We start from the raw sequence: 20,919 nt of genomic DNA, 5'->3' as shown, positions 1-20,919 counted from the left end.
TTTCATGTCCCCATTTTTGATATAACACAATTGATGTTGCTTCATTAATAACACGATTTGGTTTTCCATAATCATCCGACTTTCGTTGCCCCCAAAAATAAGAGCAGGATTCATACAATTAATTTTTTCGCCGAATCACTTGAATTAAAGTCAACTTGAAGTGTTAGGATGATTGGTATAACATCATTAATCATGAGGAGGGTGTATCATGCCTTATGTCGTCATTACGGGAGCAAGTTCCGGGATCGGTTATGCGTCGGCTTTAGCCTTTGCCGGAAGAAACAAGGATCTCATCCTGACCGCAAGGAGAAAGCAGAAGCTGGAAGAGTTAAAATCAACGATTCATGAAATTAATCCCAATATTGATGTCGTTGTTTTCACTGCGGATTTATCTGATAGTGACGAAGTCCGCCATTTATATGCACGTACGAAGGCGTACGAATTAGAAACGTGGATTAACAATGCCGGATTTGGAGAGTATGCTTCCGTTGCTGAACAAGATTTGGCGAAAGTTGAGAATATGTTAAAATTGAATGACTTGGCCCCGACCATTTTGTCGTCTTTGTTTGTCAGGGATTATGCTGCTAAAGAGGGGACACAATTAATCAATGTTTCTTCGGACGGAGGGTACACAATGGTGGGGAATTTCGTCACTTATTGTGCGACGAAATTCTTCGTGAGTGCTTTTACGGAGGGGCTGGCGCAAGAGCTGCTGGCCGAGGGAAGCCCGATGAGGGCGAAAGTACTGGCTCCGGCCGTCACTGAAACGGAATTTGCGCATAGGGCCATGAATGTTGAGACCTTCGATTACAAAGCGAGCTTCGGTCAGATTCATACTCCGGAAAGGGTGGCTCAATTTCTGCTTGATCTCTATGATAGCGATAAAGCCGTCGGACTCGTGAATGGGGAAACCAATCAATTTGAATTGCGCGATCCCCTCTTCCCTTATATCACAAAAGGATGATAACGTTGACGAAGGGATTGTACGCGGAAAGCAGCGTGAACCTTGGTTGAGGAGGCCTATCATGGAAAGAGCATCCGAAACGTTCAACATCAGGCAGGCATCTGAATTTTCTGGCCTGTCGGAAGCGACGATCCGTTATTATGAAAAAATCGGCCTGATTCCTTATGCGGATCGAAAGCCGAACGGACATCGGATCTACAGCAAACAACAGCTGGAAGGCATGATATTTTTGACAAGGTTGAAAACAACCGGAATGAAGTTAGAAGAGATTAAGCGTTACCTCCGACTTGCTGAAGCAGGACCGGCGTCAATCCCAAAGAGAATGACGATTTTAAAGCAACAGAAGGAAAGAATTCAGATCGACATCTCGCGATTACTGGCGACACAGAAAATTATTGATTATAAAATTAACCACTACAATGAAGCCCTCTTAAATCCGGATTTAAGTCATGCCCGCTGTGACCTCGACGAATAAAAAGTTTTTACTTGCAAAAAAGCTGCTTATCGGATGAAACTTTGCCATAAATCATCGCAAGAGTTACTAAAGTATCATGAACACAAAGAAGTTATCTTCAACTGTATGCTCATTGAAATCATTGCCTTCTGACAGACATTGCGGCATGTCACATCGATTACCGGCACGAGGCCAGGATCCGGCCGAAAATCTCATAAAATCAAAGGCTTATCCAAAGGGACGCAGGATCAGTCGCCTGTTTGCAGGACAGAGGAAAATAACTATCGATCCATGATGATCGGACCTAAGTCGAAATCATTGTTTTTTGAAGAAAATCACCGTCTGAAAACCGGCTAATTGATGATTCATAAACATTTCAGGAAAATCTTAAGAAGTCCATAAGATGGAATTCCAACATAGCTCCTTGTTCTGTGGTTGAATAATATCTGCACAGAATAAGGAGCTGGTTATTATGAGACGAAAAGTAAAAAGGAAAAAGTCAGGAATACGCATATTTGTAGCACTTCTGCTGATGGCTGTTATTGCTGCTTTTGTTTATAAATCCATCATTATTCCGGGAAACCGGCAAATATTTGAGAAAGGATATGACGATAAAACTTTGTCATATCCTTCTTTAAAGATAGCATACGATTATTCTGATTCCTCTGTTTCTTTATCTCTCAACACGCTGAACAGCCCTAATGTGATTCTGATTCGTTTAAAAGATCATACCCTTTTAATGCAGAAAAATAGTGAGGAAAAAATCTATCCGGCTTCTTTGACGAAAATGATGACGGCTATTGTTGCGATAGAAAATTTACCTGACTTGAAGAAAAAAATCACACTGACCGATTCTGTGTTTCAGGGCCTGTCAGAAGCAGATGCATCTATGGCGGGGTTCCAGCCAGATGAGAATGTAAGGGCGATTGACCTTTTATATGGGGCTCTGCTTCCCAGCGGGGCAGAATCCTGTGTTGGACTCGCCGATTACATTGCAGGGTCGGAGAAGAACTTTGCAGAGATGATGAATCAAAAAGCGGCAGAGCTCGGCATGCACAACACCCATTTTGCGAATGTAACAGGACTTCAGAATAAAAACCATTACACAACAGTCAAAGATCTGGCTATTCTTCTAAGCCATGCTCTGCAAAATGATACTTTCCGCGAGATTTTTACTTCATCACGCCATTTCGTGCCGCCAACGAATAAGCACCCTGACGGAATAACCCTTTACAGTACCTTGTTTGAAGAACTGAACAATCAGAGCATCGCGGGCGGAAAAATCTTAGGAGGGAAAACCGGCTACACCGATGAAGCAGGTCTGTGTCTTGCAAGCCTCGCTCAAGTGGGTAACCAAGAATATATCCTGATTTCAGCCGGTGCGAAAGGAAATCATCATTCGCAGCAGTATGATATTACCGATGCATTAACTGTATACGACAGCATAGGGAAATAACAAGTTCTTCATAAGAATTCATTAAGATTTTGATAAGCCAAAATTTCAACATCGCCTGCCTGATTCCGATAAGATGAACTTGCCGCATCGGACAGGCTTATTACTCCGCACGCCGCCTGTTTCTGGATACTATTATCAATCGCCTGAATCTGAAAGGAGAAAGCAGCATGGATAGGCTGAAGATCGCAATTATATTCGGAGGCTGTTCCGAAGAACATCCCATTTCCGTTAAATCTGCGCAAGAGGTTGCAGAAAACCTTGATATCGAAAAATATGAACCGTTCTTTATCGGGATTACGAAAAAGGGTGTTTGGAAGCTTTGCCGCCGTCCTGATGAAAATTGGGAAAAAGGCAGCTGCCGTCCGGCAATGCTGTCACCGGACAGAAGCGTACACGGATTGCTTGTTCTGGAGCAGGGACAATATAAAACGATCCATTTGGATATGGTGTTTCCCGTTCTGCATGGCAGACTTGGCGAGGATGGTGCGGTGCAAGGTTTGCTGGAGCTTTCCGGTATTCCTTATGCAGGCTGTGATGTCCAAAGTTCTGCTCTGTGTATGGACAAATCTCTTACTTATATCGTCGCTGGAAGCGCGGGAATCGCCACACCCGATTTCCGGACTATCATGGCGGACGAGACTAGTGATGCCGACCGGCTTACTTATCCCGTTTTTGTAAAGCCGGCCCGTTCGGGTTCATCTTTCGGCGTCAGTAAGGTACACCGAAAAGAAGAATTGCTGAGCGCGCTGGAAACCGCAAGACAGTATACCCGAAGGTGCTGATTGAAGAGGCTGTCACCGGCAGCGAGGTAGGCTGTGCGATATTGGGAGACGGTATGGGTTTGATTGCAGGCGAGGTCGATCAAATTTGTCTATCTCACGGTTTTTTCAAAATCCATCAGGAGTATAAGCCTGAAAACGGTTCCGAAAACGCAGCAGTCATCGTTCCCGCCGGCATCCCGGCAGAGGCGCGCCTGCTCGTTCAGGAGACAGCCAAAGCCGTATATGGCGCCTTGAGGTGCAGAGGACTTTCGCGGGTGGATATGTTCCTGAAGGAAGATGGGGAAATTATACTTAACGAGGTGAATATCTTGCCCGGTATGACCGCGTACAGCCGTTATCCGAGAATGATGGCGGCCGCGGGCCTGCCGTTTACCGAAGTGATCGACCGGATTGTGTCCTTGACATTGAAAGGAAAAAGACGATGAAAAATAATTTTGTCTTTGCAGACGAATTTATATCAGGAATCCGTTGGGATGCTAAATACGCCGCGTGGGATAATTTTACCGGCAAACCGGCGGCGGCTATGCAGCCAGTCGAATCGTCGGTACGAAAGCTTTGGTGCAGCCCTGAAAAAAGCACGGGAAAACGCTGCACTTTTCGGTTTTGGCTTGCTTCTCTGGGATGGCTATCGCCCGCAATGCGCCGCAGATTGTTTTCTGCGCGGGTCAAAACAGCCGGAAGACGGCCGGACGAAACAAAAACATTATCCGAATATTGACAAAACCGAGACCGTTGAAAAAGGATATGCGGCCGCTAAGTCGGCCCACAGCCGGGGCAGTGCCATTGACTTAACGCTTTATCATTTAGCTGCCGGCACACTTGTTCCAATGGGCGGCGGCTTTGATTTGATGGATTCAGTCTCACATCACGGAGCAAAAGGCATCACGCCAGTCGAAGCGAGAAACCGCCAATGCCTTCGCTCTATTATGGAGGCCTGCGGTTTTGTCCCATACGATCGCGAGTGGTGGCATTACACACTGAAACACGAACCTTATCCAAACACTTATTTTAATTTTCCCATCACATAGCTGAGCCGGCCAAAGAAATGGTCAAAAATGTAAAACACTTAAGAAAACTTATATCATAATAAAACTTCAGGTTTAAAGCTAAGGGGCCGTTTGCCGATTACAGCGCTTCAGAACAATTCCTACAATAAATGATTACAACAGAGATGAATTGAATGATCATTAATCTAATATTTATTAAAATGTCGATTACATGGCTGATCAGCACTCTGCCATTCTTGATTCCATACCAGATACTGCTGGCCGCTCAAAGCAAAAAAATCGGCTATAAATTGTCAATCGGACATATTGTCATCGTATATATCTTTGTGTACTATCTGACCGGTGTGCTCAGTTTTACTCAAATTCCTTCCATAAGGGATATTGTTTATAACAGCTTTGGAATCATAACAACAAAGGGGCTGGCTGTCCCGGCGGATGAGATTAACCTGATTCCGTTTCGCTGGATTACAGAGGGTGTCCGCCCGTACATTGAAAATATATTGCTTTTTGTACCTCTTGGATTCATGCTTCCATGTATTTGGAAAAAGTATGGAGTGTTACGGAAGACAGTATTAGTCGGTATTGCATTCTCTCTTATCATAGAATTGAGTCAATTGTTCAATGGAAGAATAACGGATATTGATGATCTACTGATGAATACGCTCGGAGCATTCATCGGATGGGTGATTTTCAGGCTGCTGAAAGGCCATTTATCAAAATTGCAGGACAAGGTTTCTGTCCAAAGTACCGGTACCGAAAGAATTTCCTCGCTCCTTCGTGAAGAGGCATGTTTTTATATGGCTGGCGCATTTGCCGGTATGTTCTTTGTGTATTACCCATTTTTAAGATCTCTACTTTAATTTATAATGGCAAGCTATCTGACTTAAGCATCCTTTTCCTGCTTTTGCGGAAGTATGACAGTAAAGACTGTTTTTTCTGTATTACTTTGCACGAAAATATTGCCTCCATGCGCGTTTACGATTTCTTTGGCAATAGCCAGTCCGAGCCCGGCGCCGCCTGTATGGGTAGAACGGGATGTGTCCAGCCGAAAAAAACGCTCAAATATCGTTTCCAGTTTTTCCTGCGGGATAGGATTCCCTTGATCCGTAAAAGTTATCATAATATTTTTATCCTGCTGCTGAGCGGAAATGTCAATCATGCTGTTTTCATAACTATAGGCTATCGCATTTTTCAGAATGTTGTTGAACACACGGGCCAGTTTGTCTGCATCTCCCCACAAAGTGAATGTGTCAGGCACATTGACGGACACCTGTTTTCCTTGCGGAGCCAGCATGGGATAGAATTCATCGGCCATCTGCTGGAGCATGAACAGTAAATTGATTTTTTCTTTATTCAAAACAATCGTTTGAAGATTAAATCTTGTGATCTCAAAAAACTCATTGATAAGCTGCTCCAATCGATAAGCTTTTTCCAAGGTAATGCCGACATATTTCGCCTTCTGTTCAGGAGGCATATCAGGGGCTTCATCCAGAAGGCTTAAGTATCCGATAACGGAGGTCAGCGGTGTCTTGATATCATGCGCCAGGTAAACGACCAAATCATTCTTGCGCTGCTCGGCATCAAGTACGGCTTTCTTTTGTTTTTCCAAGGTGCTTTTTATCTGATTAAGCTTGTTTTCCATAAAATCCAATTCCGGCGATAATGTAATTTCATCATCGGATTCCTCAGTAAGTTTATCTATTCCAGCACTGACTTCATCGAAATATTTTGTGAACCAGGAAACGGAAAGTCGAAAAAGGATAACTAAAAATATTAGGGTTACGACAAAAAAGATCATGTCCATATTGTTGCGAATCACCAGCTGGTAAATTGTCAGTGCGTCTGGATTGTTAAAATGAAAAGCGGTGACTAAAAATCGAACGATCTGATCTCCAATCTGCCCACGCAGGATATTACGCAATAGATAAACAGTCACGACGGTGGCAGCTGTCATCAGAACCATTTGCAAAAAAACCTTTCTTTTTAGGTTTGTGTAATTACTCTTTTTGTTACTTTTCAATTTTATAGCCAATCCCCCATACCGTTTTGATATATTTGGAATGTTCTGCGCTGTCGTGCATTTTTTCTCTTAAATGCCGGATATGAACCATGACTGTATTGTTGCTGTTGGTGAAATACTTGTCTCCCCATACTTCATGGAACAATTCTTCCGAACTGACCACCCGTCCGCGATTGGAACAAAGGACCCAAAGAATAGAAAACTCTGTAGGAGTGAGAGACAGCTTTTTTTCATTCAGCATACATTCATGGGTAGCCATGTCCAATACCAGGCCGGAAAAGGCAATCAAGTGTTCTTCCTGATTCGGCTCCGAAGAATTATATTTAGTAAATCTCCGCAGCTGCGCCTTGACACGGGCAATAAGTTCCAAAGGGAGGAACGGTTTCGTGACATAGTCGTCCGCACCCAAAGTCAGCCCGGTAATCTTATCGATTTCTTCTTCTTTGGCTGTCAGCATGATAACCGGAAAATTATGCTTTTCCCGGATTTGCTGACAGATAGAAAAACCGTCTGCATCGGGAAGCATGACATCCAGAATGGCGAGATCCAGTTTTTCATTTTCAATACAGTTAAGGGCATCCTTGCCGTTATAAAATTTAAAGACATTATAATTCTCATTTTTCAAATAAACTTCAACCAAATCGGCAATAGCCTGTTCATCATCAACGATTAAAATATTTGCAGCCAAAAGCGCCATCTTCTTTCTTTTAAGAACATATCCCCATAATTGTCATACCGCGAAGCAAAAATTCATTTTATAGTTTTTTACTTATTAATATCTTAAGATTTTCTGAATATCGCAATACTGACAGCCCTTTACACACAAATATAAAATATCAATTTTGTCAATGGCAAGTGTTTTAAGCAATAAATTCCCCGAGTCTTTAAAGAATATCCAAGGGACAGTCTGCCCTATCGGCAAACTGTCCCTTAACCTTAAATCTGAAACATGATTGTGATAAAAGCTTTCTGTATTTTCAAGTATTTACATTAAATAAAACATACGGGTATATATGCAATAAGCTTTGATAGTGAAAATACCAAGTGTTTAGCAAAGGGAAAAGGCGGGTTGTGTCGCAACTTATATAGATGGGTGATTTTTACTAGCAGATCGTTTCTTAAATAATATTAATATACGGTTCTCATTGGGTGATGGATTCCATTTTATACTTCCATCGAAGGAACGAGATTATGGCTGATCTCCTGAAGATGAAGTTCAATGCGCTGCTTTAATTCGTCTTTAGAAGCAACACGAATTTGGCGCAGGCAGCTTTTGCTCATTTTCGCGAAAAAGGATTCAATGATGTCCAGCCAGAACCATGTGTTGGGGTGAAAACAAACTCCAATCGATTTGGAACGGTTTCTAAGTAAGCAGGCGTTTTTTTTAAAGTATGGGCTGGATGATTATCCAGAATCACTTGAATGCGAAGAACCGGATCGTTTAAAAAGCAGGGGTTCAAAAGGCCTGCCATTTCCTGTCGGAACCTGTCGAATAAGGTTTGAATAGCGTGAAAAGAGATGAAAATCCAGGAACTTTTCCCTGTTCAATATTTTGTCACACTTTTCTATAATACAAATGAATGCTTGAAGAGAAATCAGAAATCGAAGCTCTTGGCAGAGTTTCGGTTTTTTTTTCAGGTGAAATGAAATCGTCTCTGCAAAACAATAGAGCCGCTTTTTCGGAACGAACGAAGTACCCAAAATAAAGGGGCGGTAAAGATGGACAATCAATGGTTGATGCTCGCCGTCTCGATCAATGAAGGGCGGTGACGGAAAGCATGGGAGAGGATGTTTCCTACCGGAGCGGTTCATGGGACGACATGGGCCGGGCGATCGCTCAAATTTCATCCTGGGGCGGCGTACTGGAGCGCATGCGCCAGGTGGACCGGACCTTTCAGCAGATCCAAAATGCGATTGATGATCTGGACGAGGACCGGCGCCTCTGGTTTTCGTACAAAAGCCAGGCTGGGGCGCTCGACAAACTGGGTCAGGACTACCGGAAACTGGACACGTTTACGGGTGAGGCCGGCAATGCGGTCAGCCGCCAGATCGACGATCCCTTTTACAAACAGATGGACGCCTTTATTGCGGAAATGGCGCAGGTTTCGATCAGCCAGTATCACATCCCAAACACGCTGAACGTTAAGGAATACCAAGCAGCCAGTCCGCTCGCCTCCGTCGCCGCCTATGAGCCAGTGACCAAACAGTCGATCACGTTCGACGATCTCTTGAACAGCAGCAGCCTGATGGCCGCCTCGCTGAAAAAGGAATACGAAATCTACCGGGCCGCGGCCGGAAAACAGGCGGGAGACGTGACTTTCGATCAGTACAAAGAGAGCATCCAGTACAGCCGCGGCTTCGACTACCGGTCGATCAAAGACAAGCAGATGGACCAAGAATTCTGGGTGAACCTCGGCATCGGAGCGGCAGTCGTCATCCTGACGATCGCCTGCCCGCCGGCCGGGATCGCCGCGGGTGCTGCCTACGGGGCGATGCAGCTGACCGACGCGGCCACCGGGACGAGCCTGATCTCCGGGCGGAAGCTGAGCACGGAAGAGCGGGTCACGGAAGGCGTCTTCGGCGTGCTGGACGTGATCCCCGCTTTCAAGGCCGCCGGCGCTTTCAGCGCAATCGGCCGGATAGGCACAAAGAGCGTGACGACCCTGGGCGATCTAACGAAAACGATGGGCCGGGCGTCCGGAAGGCGGCTGATCCAGCTGAAACAGGTAAGCTGTGCAGGGATAGACTGCTTGAAACAAGCCGCGGCCAACGCGGGAGACCAGCTTTCCCTGAGCGGCCTGCAACCGGAGTTTACGGGGGCTTCGGGGGTTGGAAGCGCAGGCGACGGAGAGAGCTTCGTCGATAATCTAAGAAACATTAAACAGCCAGTTCAATACATCTCTTCCAAAAATATAAGTAGTATAACCAAGGGCATGGGCAGTGGTATTAAAGAAAGTGATTCCGAAATAGGTAGAATCGATTATTTAAGAAATAAATTTGGTAAGCTTAGTTCAGAAGAGTTACATCAAAGAATTAATACTCCTAAGTTACGTAGGATGTTAGAGGATTATAGTCCATCAAAAAAAGCTGCAGAATGGCAGGGCGGAGATCCATATTTTGGGATAGATGCTTGTACTGATAAAATATATCCAAAAGGCAGTGTTTTATATGCTGGCGAGCCATTTCCTACAGGATATTTTACAACCAAAGAAGTTTTAGATAATGTTGGGGTTGATGCACATAAAGTATTTGAAGGCTTGCAGGTTAAACCCTATTGGGGGAAAGGAATGTCTAATGCTGTATTTAGGGATAAGATGGTTGGTTATGAATTAAAGGTGGATATTACTGGTGCCAATGGGATAGCGAAAAATAATACCCAGTTTGGGGGAGGTGGATTAGAACAGATTTTTATGCCAGATTTAAAAGAAATGATTCATAATAAGTACTTAAAAAGATTGTCTGAGACAGAAATAAAGTTGACTAATACAGAAATGCCATTTAGTGAGTATAAAAAAATTATTGAAAAAATCAAAGCATTAGGTGGAAGAGGATTTTAAGGAAAGGAGAAAGTGCATTGAATAGAATAGAAGAAAAATTGCCTGTAAATAATATAAGTATTGATAAGCAATTAGATAAAAATTCATTTATTAACTATTTTAAAGATGATTTAATGCCATATAATAGCAATGAAGATCTATTCATATTTAGTAAAAAATATAGCATTTATGATATAGAATTTTGGATAATAGTAGGGTTTAAAAAAGAGAATATTCAATATGTAGAACTTGAAAATGCAGATGAAAATTTAAGTAATAGTTATGCTAATTGGTCAAATTATAAGGTTAAATTAAAAAAAGATAGTCATGATAATTGGTTAAAGAAATTATTAGGTTTTCCAGACATTATTAGAGATAATGAGGTAATATACAATTTACAATGGGGTAAGGTAACATCATATGTTGACCCTAAGAGTGGTAATGTGTGTATTTCAATAAGATATAGATACTAATTATGTTTGGATTATTCTTAACTGTCGAAAGCTCAGTTCAGGCGGGTGGATTTGACATAGTGGGTAATCCTGAAATCCACTGGCGGAGTTAGCGTGTGACCTATTTTCTGATCTCTTTTTTTGTTCCTGATAAAGCATTCTGAAGAAGATCTGCAAATTGAGTCAGTGCAAGCAGCCTAATCCAGTTCGCATATTTGGTCACAAAACTCGTGGAACTGGGTACCCAATATCCGTTTCCCTGAATTGCAACGGTCGCGTTGTGCAAAGAGGATGAGCCTTGAAAAGATAATGGCCGTTATCTGTAACTTCCCTTTGGCAGATAGACGGTTTTGATCGCGGATTTCCAAATCACAAGGCACGAAGCACGGATGGCATCCGTAAACAGATCCGGGTCGAATCCGGCATAAGGTTCAATTTTCGACGGGTCCAAGTGAATGAATAGAACATTCATTTCCTGATTTTTCACATCATCGGTCATCCATTGAGCGTTTGAATGCGCAGAATGCCGCATTGAAAGCAACTAGTGCAGCCAATTCACTTAGGGGAATCTGCTGATCCGTGCATCACTGGACACCCGTTAGCCCACTCGATTCGAAATCATTCATTCATTTTTTCCAGATGGATTGTCCGCTCCGCTCTTATCATGGGTTATTCTCCTGATGAATTGATAGAGGCAATTATCTTCTGACTCCATAATCATGAGAAGGTCTATTATTTAGCGCCTACACTATTCAAGAGAGCATACAACCAGTTCTAAAACTCTTTTTGAAGCCTGCGAAAGAGTTTGACTTGCCCTAAAGACGTGCTCAATGTCCCACCTCATACCGCAGATCCAAATGATTTTTCGTTTCACCAGGATGCAGTCAGTACTAAGAATGGTCAGCAAGTGACCCCAATGGATAGGCGACGCGGTCAGCCGCCAGATTGACGATCCCTTTTACAAACAAATGGACGCGTTTGTCGCGGAAATATCGCAGCTGTCGATCACCGGTATCACACCCCAAACACGCTGAACGTCAAAGAATGCCAGGCGGGCCGGCCGCCTGCCTCCGTCGCCGCCTATGTGCAGGTGACGAAACAGTCGATCACGTTCGAAGATCTCTTTAACAGCAGCGGCCTGATGGCTGTTTCACTGAAAAAAAATACGAAGCCTTCCGGGCCGCCGGCCGGAATCGCCGCGGGTGCCGCCTATGGGGCGATGTAGCTGACCGATGCGGGCCTGATCTCCGGGCGGAAGCTGAGCACGGAAGAACGGGTCAGGGAGGGCGTCTTCGGCGTGCTGGACGTGATCCCCGCTTTCAAGGCCGCCCCGGCGCTTTCAGCGTGATCGGCCGGATGGGCACAAAGGGCGTGACGACCCTGGGCGGCCTGACGAAAACGATGGGCCAGGCGTCCGGAAGGCGGCTGATCCATCTAAAACAGGTAAGCCGTTAGGGATAGACAGCGTGAAACAAGACGCGGCGGGAGACCAGATTTCCCTGAGTGGCCTGCAGCCGGAATTTGCGGCGCTTCAGGGGTCAGTGATACAGGTAGCGGAGAAAGTCTGATTTAGGATGTCAAAAGCACATTCCGGCAGATGGCGTCTAAGGAACGTGTCAATCCTCAGATTAATTATAGTAAGATAGAGGATGTTCAGGGTGTTAAAAAAGTTAGCGGAATTTCCAAGCAGTCGGATGATGTTCCACAAATTAAAGAAGTACAATATGGTAAGCACATTATTAAAGGAAAAAATGGTAAAAAGAAACTTTTGTCTAATTCTAAATATGCAACAGAAGTCGGATATAATTATAAAACAGGTAGTTTAGGAAGAATCAAGAATGTAGAGGTAGATAAATTAGAATATGGAGCAGCAAAAAGAAATCCATATGCACAGAGAAGTGTTGGAGGAAGTGATAGATTACCAACAGATGATGGTGGACACTTAATTGCTTCACAATTTAGAGGCTCAGGTGATATCGATAATCTTTTGCCTCAGAGTAAAAATATTAACCGGTCTGGTGGCGACTGGTACAGCATGGAACAAGAATGGGCCAATACAATAAAAGATAATAAATCTGTTAGAAATGTCCAGATAGATATAGGATATCCTGGCAATTCAAAAAGGCCTGATATGTTTAAAGTGTCATATAACATTGATGGTAAACTACCAATTAGGCGAATAAAAAATGAATGAGGTTCTAAAGTGGGATTTGAATTAAAATTAAATGAAATTTATAGAGAAATAGCTGCTTTAATTAATAATATGATACCAGCAAATTGGGGAAAATTTTATTTTAATGGAGAACTTAAAAACGGGGAAGGGGAAGTGTATTTCTTTTATACATTACTTGATAATCCTGACAAATATTTTTATTGCTATTTTATACCGGATGATTTTAATGTGGATAGAAAAATTTATGAAAAACTGGAAGACAGACTGTTCGATTTATTAGTAAATCTCCAAGATGTTTTTAAAGAAAATCAGCAACAACTGTGGTATTCATTTTCAATGATAGTAGACTTTAAAGGGAAAATGAAAGCATCATATGATTATGCGGACTGGAGCCAATCAGAATTTGGCACAACTGACAGAAAAGATTATTTTCAATATAAAAAGATTGGTAATGTCGATGCAAACAACATTGATATGCAAATGATGAAAAAGATGGAGGAGTATGAGAGAGAGCATTCTTCATGATTCGTCGTATTTGAAAAGTAAAAAGGACATTGAGATTGAGTTCAAAAACTTGATCTTGATGTCCCTTTTACTAATAAGGTACTTTACCCGTACGAAAATAAGGCCTTAAGAAATGAGCTAGAAAAAACGACGACTTTCAACGTGATCGGCCGCCTGGGCAAGCCGGTAAACCATGCATGTCGACGGATAACCCATGCACGACGACCGAAAAACTTGCTGTGACGACCGATAAGCCGTGCATTACGACCGAAAAATCGTGTATAACGATCGATAAACTTACCGACGACCGATAAATCAATGCGGACATGCACTATTTCGAATGCCGCTATTTGAATCTTTATAACTGAAAATATCAGATTTTATGCCAAGGGGCATATTCTTTAAATAGTAATTTTCTGTAATTTTAGTGCTGAAAATGATCCGTCTATCATTTACAATTAAAGTAAGTAATTATTACTCAAAACAGATAAATGGGGAGAAAAAATGTCGGCAGAACATAACGAACAAGTCTTTGAAAGTAAGTTAGTAGAACATCTCGCTAACCTGGGCGGTACGAAACAGTGGCGTTTTACTCCTGAAATTAAAACGACTGCGCAATTATGGATTAACTTTAAACAAATTCTTGAAAAAAATAACCCTGACAAACTAAATCAACCGTTATCTGAAACGGAATTCGGTCAGGTTAAGTCCGAGATTATCAGTTTAATGACGCCCTATCAGGCCGGTCAATTTCTATATGGTTTGAACGGCGTTTCGCAAATCGAAGTGGATCTGGATGACGGACGGCACGTATTCCTGACAGTATTTGATCAAGATCAAATCGGTGCCGGAAATACGGTTTATCAAATCGTAACACAAATTAAGCGACCAGCTGTCGTATCAGGGAAGAAGGAACGGCGTTTTGACGTCACTTTACTGATTAATGGTTTACCGATTATCCAAATTGAAGAAAAAGCCGATGGTCATGACGCCAAAGAGGCCCTAAATCAGATGCACCAGTATATTCAGGAAAAACAATATACTGATATTTTTTCGACTGTCCAAATTTTAGTCGCGATAACACCGCACGATGCACGTTACATGGCAAATACAACGGCTGACCGGTTTAATACGGATTTTGCCTTCCGATGGCAACGAGAAGAGGATAACGTTCCCGTTCGTGATTGGCGAGAGTTTGCTAATAAGATGTTGTCCATTCCGATGGCGCACCGGATGGCGACGAATTACATGATTCTGGACGGTACCAAGAATCGGCAAATGATTAAGGTGATGCGACCTTATCAGGTATATGCGACACGTCGTGTCATTCAAAAATTGCGCGAACATCAATTTGGTATGGACGCTAAGGAAGTCGGCTATATTTGGCATACAACAGGTTCAGGTAAAACGATTAGTTCCTTTAAAGCCGCCTGGCTGGCATCACGTCTGCCTAATGTTGATAAAGTCGTATTCTTAGTGGATCGTATTGCGCTGACGAATCAAACAGTCGATGAGTACAAGGCTTATGATCCTGATTCCGGTGAAGACGGCAAAAACGGTGTTGTTGACGAAACCGCTAATAAAAGAGTCCTGGCGCAAAAACTGAAATCCAAGAAATCCGGTATTATTGTCACATCGACTCAGAAAATGGACGGTCTGGTTCGCCGTGAAAGCTTCCCAAAATTAGATAAGAATGTTGTTTTTATAGTCGACGAAGCCCATCGTTCGACGTCTGGCGACATGTTAAAGCGCATTAAAGAAGCCTTTCCCAAATCCGCATGGATTGGCTATACGGGGACTCCGGTCTTTGATACGAACAATGGTCCGACTACCCGGCAAATTTTCGGAGATTTACTGCATGCGTATACCATTCGCGATGCGATTGCCGATCGCAATGTGTTAGGTTTTAAAGTTGATTTTGAAACGACTTTATCCGATGAGGTCATGCGCCAAGACTATCTGCCTCAATATTTTCAATACCGTTATCCGCAATGGAATGATGAAGAAGTCCAGGTGCGCATTGCGCATTTGGCGCCGGAAGATATGGACGACACCATCGTGCCAAGTGTCTATGATATGAATCCGAAACACGTCAGTCTGGTCGTTGCGGATGTACTGAAAAATTGGAAGAAACGTTCCAATAATTATAAATACAATGCGTTGTTTACAACACATGTCGGCGGCGGTAAAGCCTCTACGCCGATGGCGATGATGTATTACGATGAATTTAAAAAGCAGAACGCAGCCATGGAACGTCCGCTGAAGATCGGGATTACATTTAGTCAGGATACTTCGAATGGGGATCATCAGCTGGAAACGAATGAATCGCTGCACCGCGCGACACAGGATTATAACGAAACATTCGGCAGCCATTTTGATGATCGCCAGGTTAAGGAATATACAGAAAGTGTCGTCTCGCGTTTAAACAAAACGGCTGACGACGGTCGTTACCTGGACTTGGTCATTGTTGTGGATCAATTATTGACAGGGTTTAATGCTCCGGAATTAAACACATTGTATGTGGATCGAACACTTAAAGGCGCTGCTTTAATTCAGGCTTATTCGCGAACCAATCGTGTTCAGAACATGCAAGATAAGCCGTTTGGCCGAATTGTAAACTATCGCTGGCCCCAAAATTCGGAAAAGCTGATGAAAGAGGCGCTGGCCAAATATGCCAATCGAAATTCAGCCAACGTTCAGACAGAACTGGATATTGATGACGGTGACGGTATTCTGGAAAAACCTTTTGATGAATTGATGTCGGAAATGAAACAAATAGTTTCAGATTTAAATGATTTATCTAATGGTTTTGAAAATCTGCCGCGCAGTGAATCCCAACAAGAACGTATGTATGAACTATTGCATCATTATAACCGGACGATGGCTAAATTAAAGCAGGATGACCGGTATGATGATCAGAATCCGGAAGCCTTATTACAAGAACTGGGCATAAGCGGTGATGATGAAATTAAACTGACAACCACTTTTGCCAACGAGTTGAAGGAGCATATCGCGAAGAAACGCCATCTCGATATTGAAGACCTAACGCTTCGCATGGAGCACGTGAAAGACGTTGAAGTCAATTACGACTATCTTGAGGAGCTCATTGCCCAACTGGCTAATCAGGTACATATCAATGATCTTGTAGGCGCTCAGTCAACGCGCCAAGAAGTTGATAAGCTGGCCGATCAATTGGAGGATCAAAAATACGCGCAACAGATTAAGGCAACAACAAGCGCCTTGGTTGACGGCTCAGCAGAGGTTTCTGAATATCCCGTTCAGGTGTCCCATGTCAAACAGCTGATCCGTAGTAATACGGCCCGTCATGAACGTGCTGAAATATTAGGATTTAAACGGCAATGGGGGCTTGTCGACATTAAGAATACTCAGTTAATAAATGAACTGATTGATAAGCACACACAGGGGGCTGATGATTTAAACCAGACCGGAGAGCTCAATACGATCATCCGGGAAGGGCAGGCATTTTATCAGGAAGATGCGGAGCTTGATGAGGTGCATCATTTAAGCAAAGTCAAATACCGCAATGAATTGCGTCATGCATTTACAACGTTCGCCGATAAAATCAAGAAAAAATACTAAGAGGCCTTGATGAGCAGAAAAGTTTCTTTAATATTGACCAAACCGGGGTGCCTCAGCGTCACTTTATGACCTTGGGGTACTTCTTTAACACTTCTGTTCGGAGAAATGCGAACAGCGAGTCCGGTAGTATGCCAACTAAATTTTTGGCTAAATCTCTTTACAGATTATCAGATAGTATATACTAAATAATTGGAAGTCTATAACTAATTGGAAGACTTCTAGATTTTTTACACTAGGAGAAGGTAAGTATGGGTACAGCTGATAGAGCACGTGATATTACGAGTGAATTGTGGTCGATGGCCAATAAACTGCGGGGAAACATGGATGCCAGCGAGTTCCGCAACTATATTCTAGGATTTATGTTTTACCGCTATCTGTCCGAACACCAGGAAACCTATTTAGTGTCAGAAGATATCCTGTCACCTGAGGACGGGCAGACTGTCAATGACGCCTATCGTTCGGAAGCGGCCGGAGAAGATTTGCAAGATTATCTGGAAGATATCGCCGGTGTCCTGGGCTACGCAATTTCACCGGAGAACACTTGGGCAACTATTGTTGAAAAAGTACATAATGATAAAATTGCTCCTTCTGATTTTCAGGATATGTTTGATGATTTCAACAGGAATGCTGTGATCAACGTTCGTGCCGAGAATGACTTTCGTGAAATTTTTACCGATGTCAATCTCGGCAATACGCGTCTCGGGAACAGCACAACGGCTCGTGCAAAGGCTCTGAGCGGTATCGTTGAATTAGTAGACCGTTTTGACTATAACGATGAAGCGGGGCACGACATCCTGGGTGACGTTTATGAATATCTAATCGCTCAATTTGCCGGTAATTCCGGTAAAAAGGCCGGTGAATTCTATACGCCGCACCAGGTTTCTAAAGTATTGGCTAAACTCGTAGCCCTGGGCGCGCCGGATGATGACGAGCCCTTTACCGTATATGATCCAACCATGGGCTCGGGTTCGCTATTGCTGACAGTCAAGAGTGAACTGCCGCATGGAGAGAAGCCGGGTAAGGTCCGTTTTCACGGACAAGAATTAAATACGACGACTTATAATCTCGCAAGAATGAACCTGATGATGCATGGGATTGATTATCAGAATATGACTTTGAGTAACGCGGATACATTAGAAGAAGACTGGCCGGACGGAACGGATGCACATGGTGTTGATCATCCGCGCAGCTTTGACGCTGTTGTTGCGAATCCGCCCTATTCAATGAAGTGGGATAATAATCCTAAAAAGCTCAAGGATCCGCGTTTCAAGGATTATGGCGCATTGGCTCCGGCTAGTAAAGCTGATTTTGCTTTTGTCTTACACGGCATTTACCATTTGAACGATAACGGGACAATGGCCATTGTCTTGCCGCACGGTGTTCTGTTCCGCGGTGCGGCCGAGGGCAAGATACGAAAAACGATTATCGAAAAAAATCAGCTAGACGCCGTAGTCGGCCTGCCGGCAGGTCTGTTTTATTCAACAGGTATTCCGACAACGGTTCTAGTATTCAAGAAAAGCCGCAAAACTAAGGATATCTTTTTTATCGATGCCAGTAAGGATTTTGAAAAAGGAAAGAAACAGAATATCTTGCGCGATGAAGATATTAGCAAGATTGTCGAAGCCTACAAAAACCGTATAGATATTGAAAAATATGCACACGTGGCCACATTGGATGAAATCAAGGAAAATGAATTCAATTTGAACATTCCGCGTTACGTCGATACATTTGAAGAAGAAGAACCGATTGACTTGGCGCAAGTGAAGGCAGACATAGCCGACATTGACACGGAAATTGCCAAACTAGAGAAAGAATTCGCTGCCATGGAGGCTCAATTAGTCGAAACAGACAAGGGGACGGAGAAGTAAACATGCCGAAGAAAAACTATCCAAAACTCCGTTTTAAAGGCTTTACGAACGCTTGGGAGCAGCGTGAGTTGGGAGAATTGATGGAAGTTTCATCTGCTAAGCGAGTACATCGCTCAGAATGGACAGAATCTGGAGTTCCATTTTTACGCTCTAGCGATGTCGTAGCAGCTTTCAATCATAAAGAAAATGAAAAGGTCTTTATTTCTCAAGAACATTATGATGTGCTGGTTGCACAAAGTGGTAAGTTGAGAATAGGAGACTTGTTGGTCACTGGTGGTGGGTCTATCGGTGTTCCTATGCTTGTAAAGACCGATAAACCACTATATTTCAAAGATGCTGATCTAATTTGGTTTAAAAATAAAGGCGCACTTAACGGTAATTTTTTGTTTTATTCGTTCATAAGTGACCTAGTTCAAGACTATATTAAGAAGACGGCACATATTGGGACAATTTCTCATTACACCATTGAACGTGGTAAAAAGACGCCTATTAATATCACGCCTTTAAAAGATGAACAGGCCAAAATAGGCGCCTTCTTCGAGAAGCTTGACAGCCTTATCGCTACAAATCAGCGAAGACTTGATAAGCTGAAGTTACTGAAAAAGGGCTATTTACAACAAATTTTTGAGCAAAAACTTCGATTTAAAGGATACTCTGCACCATGGGAGCGGCGTAAGTTGGGAGAAGTCGTCCGTGAAGTATCGGGCAATAACGGTAAAACTAATTTACCTATACTTACAATTTCTGCTGAAAATGGTTGGATGAATCAAAAAGATCGTTTTTCACAAGTGATTGCTGGTTTGGAGTTAAAGAACTATACATTACTTTCCAAGGGACAGCTTTCCTATAATCACGGTAATTCAAAGTTGGCAAAATTCGGAGCTGTCTTTGAATTAAAAGAGTACGCTAAAGCACTGGTTCCTAGAATTTATCATAGTTTTGAAACTACAGATCAATCAGATGCAACATTTATTGATTATCTATTCTCGTCTAAACTCCCGGATCGCCAATTAGGAAGGCTAGTTACTTCAGGAGCACGAATGGATGGATTATTAAATATTAACAAGTCCGCCTTCTTTGGAATTTCAATTAATATCCCATCAATATCTGAGCAACACAAGATTGGACAGCTATTTCAAAAATTCGACAATCTTATCATTGCAAACCAACATAAACTCGATCATCTTAAAAAATTAAAGAAAGCCTATCTGCAACAGATGTTTATTTGATTAAGAGCACAAGCACTTTAAAAGATAGCGTGCTTGTGCTCTTGGTATTTAATCACAGCAAAGTGTGCTGCTGCTACAGTCCGGATAAAAAATGGGCAGGAAAACCCTCAATCATCTCTTAAGTTAGTAGTCGGAAAATTTAATCTATTTTTTATTCGATCCTCAGCTATCCCGAACACCTGATCATCTTCCCGTTTGTTGATGGCAATGATCTGCACAACCTGTATCTGCCAGCCAATTAATCGAAAAACAATCCGAATGCCGATATGTCTGAGTTTTATTTCCTTACACTGATAAAGATTGCCGGATAATGGTTTTCCTATTTCATCTGCCCTGTATTCTAATCGTCGATAAGCCTTCTGAATGATTATGCGCACAGAACCGTCAAGATTATAGAATTCTTTTTCCGCCTGTGCATTGATATACTCGATCTTGAACCTAGCCATTATTAGTCCTCAAACAACTCGCTGTCAGGAATATCATCCGGATCCATCTTTTGATAGGCTTCATATTCTTTTTTAGACATACTGTCTTTTAACGGGATTGGCTTCGTCTTACCAGAGTCTGCGTCTTCAATACGCCTAAGCACTTCCTGGTAAAACAGGTCATCTTCTAATTTGTGCAGCCGGACAATCAGATCTTCATACTGATGATAGTCCAGTATGACTGATTCGATTTTATTATTTTCGGAAATGAACTGCGGAGCCTGTTTTGCTTTTCTGCGAACAGTTCCCAGGGTTTTGGAAGCGACGGAAGCCGGAACAATCTGATCCTCACTGAACTTTGGCTTGATCATTGTTGAACCCTCCATTTTTGCTCTCATCTTCCCTTATTATTTGCTTTTCATATGAATTATACACATGAACGAGTGAAA

Annotated in this window: 16 protein-coding genes and 2 pseudogenes; 13 read left to right on the top strand and 5 right to left on the bottom strand. The window is 42.8% G+C overall.

Annotation, left to right across the window (positions count from 1 at the left end; genetic code table 11):
- Positions 1 to 208: 208 nt before the first annotated feature.
- The 6 genes and pseudogenes from OYT88_RS15685 to OYT88_RS15660 all read left to right on the top strand — a co-directional run bounded on the left by OYT88_RS15685 (position 209) and on the right by OYT88_RS15660 (position 5,523).
- On the top strand, positions 209 to 964 hold the full coding sequence (locus OYT88_RS15685; protein WP_274401282.1) for an SDR family NAD(P)-dependent oxidoreductase: 756 nt from the start codon (positions 209 to 211) through the stop codon (positions 962 to 964).
- 61 nt (positions 965 to 1,025) lie between these two features.
- Entirely contained in the window at positions 1,026 to 1,439 is a 414-nt protein-coding gene (locus OYT88_RS15680) for a MerR family transcriptional regulator (RefSeq protein ID WP_274401281.1), read from the top strand.
- A gap of 451 nt (positions 1,440 to 1,890) precedes the next feature.
- Complete coding sequence (locus tag OYT88_RS15675) at positions 1,891 to 2,874, top strand: D-alanyl-D-alanine carboxypeptidase family protein (protein WP_274401280.1); 984 nt, start codon at positions 1,891 to 1,893, stop codon at positions 2,872 to 2,874.
- A gap of 167 nt (positions 2,875 to 3,041) precedes the next feature.
- Positions 3,042 to 4,081: pseudogene (gene vanA / locus OYT88_RS15670) on the top strand (D-alanine--(R)-lactate ligase).
- A pseudogene (gene vanX, locus OYT88_RS15665) lies at positions 4,078 to 4,684 on the top strand (D-Ala-D-Ala dipeptidase VanX). The pseudogenes vanA and vanX overlap by 4 nt, the downstream one beginning before the upstream one ends.
- Positions 4,685 to 4,836: 152 nt before the next feature.
- Entirely contained in the window at positions 4,837 to 5,523 is a 687-nt protein-coding gene (locus OYT88_RS15660) for a VanZ family protein (RefSeq protein WP_274401279.1), read from the top strand.
- 23 nt (positions 5,524 to 5,546) lie between these two features.
- On the opposite strand, the gene vanS is transcribed toward OYT88_RS15660, so the two are convergent.
- The gene (vanS, locus tag OYT88_RS15655; RefSeq protein WP_443217523.1) at positions 5,547 to 6,695 is read right to left on the bottom strand and encodes a vancomycin resistance histidine kinase VanS; all 1,149 of its coding nucleotides are present in this window, start codon (positions 6,693 to 6,695) and stop codon (positions 5,547 to 5,549) included.
- Complete coding sequence (gene vanR, locus OYT88_RS15650; RefSeq protein WP_443217522.1) at positions 6,673 to 7,380, bottom strand: VanR-ABDEGLN family response regulator transcription factor; 708 nt, start codon at positions 7,378 to 7,380, stop codon at positions 6,673 to 6,675. Before vanR ends, vanS begins: the two co-directional genes overlap by 23 nt.
- A 1,081-nt stretch (positions 7,381 to 8,461) precedes the next feature.
- On the opposite strand from vanR, the gene OYT88_RS15645 reads away from it, so the two are divergent.
- Both OYT88_RS15645 and OYT88_RS15640 read left to right on the top strand, forming a co-directional pair.
- Positions 8,462 to 10,240 (top strand): hypothetical protein, encoded by a 1,779-nt coding sequence (locus OYT88_RS15645; RefSeq protein WP_274401276.1) that lies wholly within the window; start codon positions 8,462 to 8,464, stop codon positions 10,238 to 10,240.
- Positions 10,241 to 10,257: 17 nt separating this feature from the next.
- The gene (locus OYT88_RS15640) at positions 10,258 to 10,692 is read left to right on the top strand and encodes a hypothetical protein (RefSeq protein ID WP_274401275.1); all 435 of its coding nucleotides are present in this window, start codon (positions 10,258 to 10,260) and stop codon (positions 10,690 to 10,692) included.
- 295 nt (positions 10,693 to 10,987) lie between these two features.
- On the opposite strand, the gene OYT88_RS15635 is transcribed toward OYT88_RS15640, so the two are convergent.
- Entirely contained in the window at positions 10,988 to 11,158 is a 171-nt protein-coding gene (locus OYT88_RS15635) for a hypothetical protein (protein WP_274401274.1), read from the bottom strand.
- A gap of 1,110 nt (positions 11,159 to 12,268) precedes the next feature.
- On the opposite strand from OYT88_RS15635, the gene OYT88_RS15630 reads away from it, so the two are divergent.
- The 5 genes from OYT88_RS15630 to OYT88_RS15610 all read left to right on the top strand — a co-directional run bounded on the left by OYT88_RS15630 (position 12,269) and on the right by OYT88_RS15610 (position 20,045).
- Positions 12,269 to 12,865: a DNA/RNA non-specific endonuclease gene (locus OYT88_RS15630; RefSeq protein ID WP_274401273.1), complete on the top strand. Its 597-nt coding sequence runs from the start codon at positions 12,269 to 12,271 to the stop codon at positions 12,863 to 12,865.
- 9 nt (positions 12,866 to 12,874) lie between these two features.
- Positions 12,875 to 13,369: an immunity protein YezG family protein gene (locus OYT88_RS15625; RefSeq protein ID WP_274401272.1), complete on the top strand. Its 495-nt coding sequence runs from the start codon at positions 12,875 to 12,877 to the stop codon at positions 13,367 to 13,369.
- A gap of 483 nt (positions 13,370 to 13,852) precedes the next feature.
- A complete protein-coding gene (locus tag OYT88_RS15620) occupies positions 13,853 to 16,948 on the top strand; it encodes a type I restriction endonuclease subunit R (protein ID WP_274401271.1) in 3,096 nt (1,031 codons plus the stop codon).
- A 248-nt stretch (positions 16,949 to 17,196) separates the two neighbouring features.
- Positions 17,197 to 18,816, top strand: a complete 1,620-nt coding sequence (locus OYT88_RS15615) for a type I restriction-modification system subunit M (RefSeq protein ID WP_274401270.1) — start codon at positions 17,197 to 17,199, stop codon at positions 18,814 to 18,816.
- 2 nt (positions 18,817 to 18,818) lie between these two features.
- Positions 18,819 to 20,045: a restriction endonuclease subunit S gene (locus OYT88_RS15610; protein ID WP_274401269.1), complete on the top strand. Its 1,227-nt coding sequence runs from the start codon at positions 18,819 to 18,821 to the stop codon at positions 20,043 to 20,045.
- 107 nt (positions 20,046 to 20,152) lie between these two features.
- Here OYT88_RS15610 and OYT88_RS15605 read toward each other — a convergent pair whose 3' ends face one another.
- On the bottom strand, positions 20,153 to 20,491 hold the full coding sequence (locus OYT88_RS15605; protein WP_274401268.1) for a hypothetical protein: 339 nt from the start codon (positions 20,489 to 20,491) through the stop codon (positions 20,153 to 20,155).
- A 2-nt stretch (positions 20,492 to 20,493) separates the two neighbouring features.
- Positions 20,494 to 20,841: a hypothetical protein gene (locus OYT88_RS15600; protein ID WP_274401267.1), complete on the bottom strand. Its 348-nt coding sequence runs from the start codon at positions 20,839 to 20,841 to the stop codon at positions 20,494 to 20,496.
- Between the last annotated feature and the right edge of the window lie 78 nt (positions 20,842 to 20,919).

It is taken from the genome of Sporolactobacillus sp. CQH2019, from assembly GCF_028765345.1.
Lineage (GTDB): Bacteria > Bacillota > Bacilli > Bacillales > Sporolactobacillaceae > Sporolactobacillus.
This window is presented reverse-complemented; position numbering and strand designations above follow the sequence as displayed.

What these genes read in the sequence shown, in the direction of transcription:
- OYT88_RS15620 (WP_274401271.1), top strand. Translation starts at nt 13,853, where the DNA reads ATGTCGGCAGAACATAACGAACAAGTCTTTGAAAGTAAGTTAGTAGAA.
- OYT88_RS15630 (WP_274401273.1), top strand. Translation starts at nt 12,269, where the DNA reads ATGGCGTCTAAGGAACGTGTCAATCCTCAGATTAATTATAGTAAGATA.
- OYT88_RS15645 (WP_274401276.1), top strand. Translation starts at nt 8,462, where the DNA reads ATGGGAGAGGATGTTTCCTACCGGAGCGGTTCATGGGACGACATGGGC.
- OYT88_RS15680 (WP_274401281.1), top strand. Translation starts at nt 1,026, where the DNA reads ATGGAAAGAGCATCCGAAACGTTCAACATCAGGCAGGCATCTGAATTT.
- OYT88_RS15600 (WP_274401267.1), bottom strand. Translation starts at nt 20,841, where the DNA reads ATGATCAAGCCAAAGTTCAGTGAGGATCAGATTGTTCCGGCTTCCGTC.
- OYT88_RS15605 (WP_274401268.1), bottom strand. Translation starts at nt 20,491, where the DNA reads ATGGCTAGGTTCAAGATCGAGTATATCAATGCACAGGCGGAAAAAGAA.
- OYT88_RS15615 (WP_274401270.1), top strand. Translation starts at nt 17,197, where the DNA reads ATGGGTACAGCTGATAGAGCACGTGATATTACGAGTGAATTGTGGTCG.
- vanR (WP_443217522.1), bottom strand. Translation starts at nt 7,380, where the DNA reads ATGGCGCTTTTGGCTGCAAATATTTTAATCGTTGATGATGAACAGGCT.
- OYT88_RS15685 (WP_274401282.1), top strand. Translation starts at nt 209, where the DNA reads ATGCCTTATGTCGTCATTACGGGAGCAAGTTCCGGGATCGGTTATGCG.
- OYT88_RS15610 (WP_274401269.1), top strand. Translation starts at nt 18,819, where the DNA reads ATGCCGAAGAAAAACTATCCAAAACTCCGTTTTAAAGGCTTTACGAAC.
- OYT88_RS15660 (WP_274401279.1), top strand. Translation starts at nt 4,837, where the DNA reads ATGATCATTAATCTAATATTTATTAAAATGTCGATTACATGGCTGATC.
- OYT88_RS15675 (WP_274401280.1), top strand. Translation starts at nt 1,891, where the DNA reads ATGAGACGAAAAGTAAAAAGGAAAAAGTCAGGAATACGCATATTTGTA.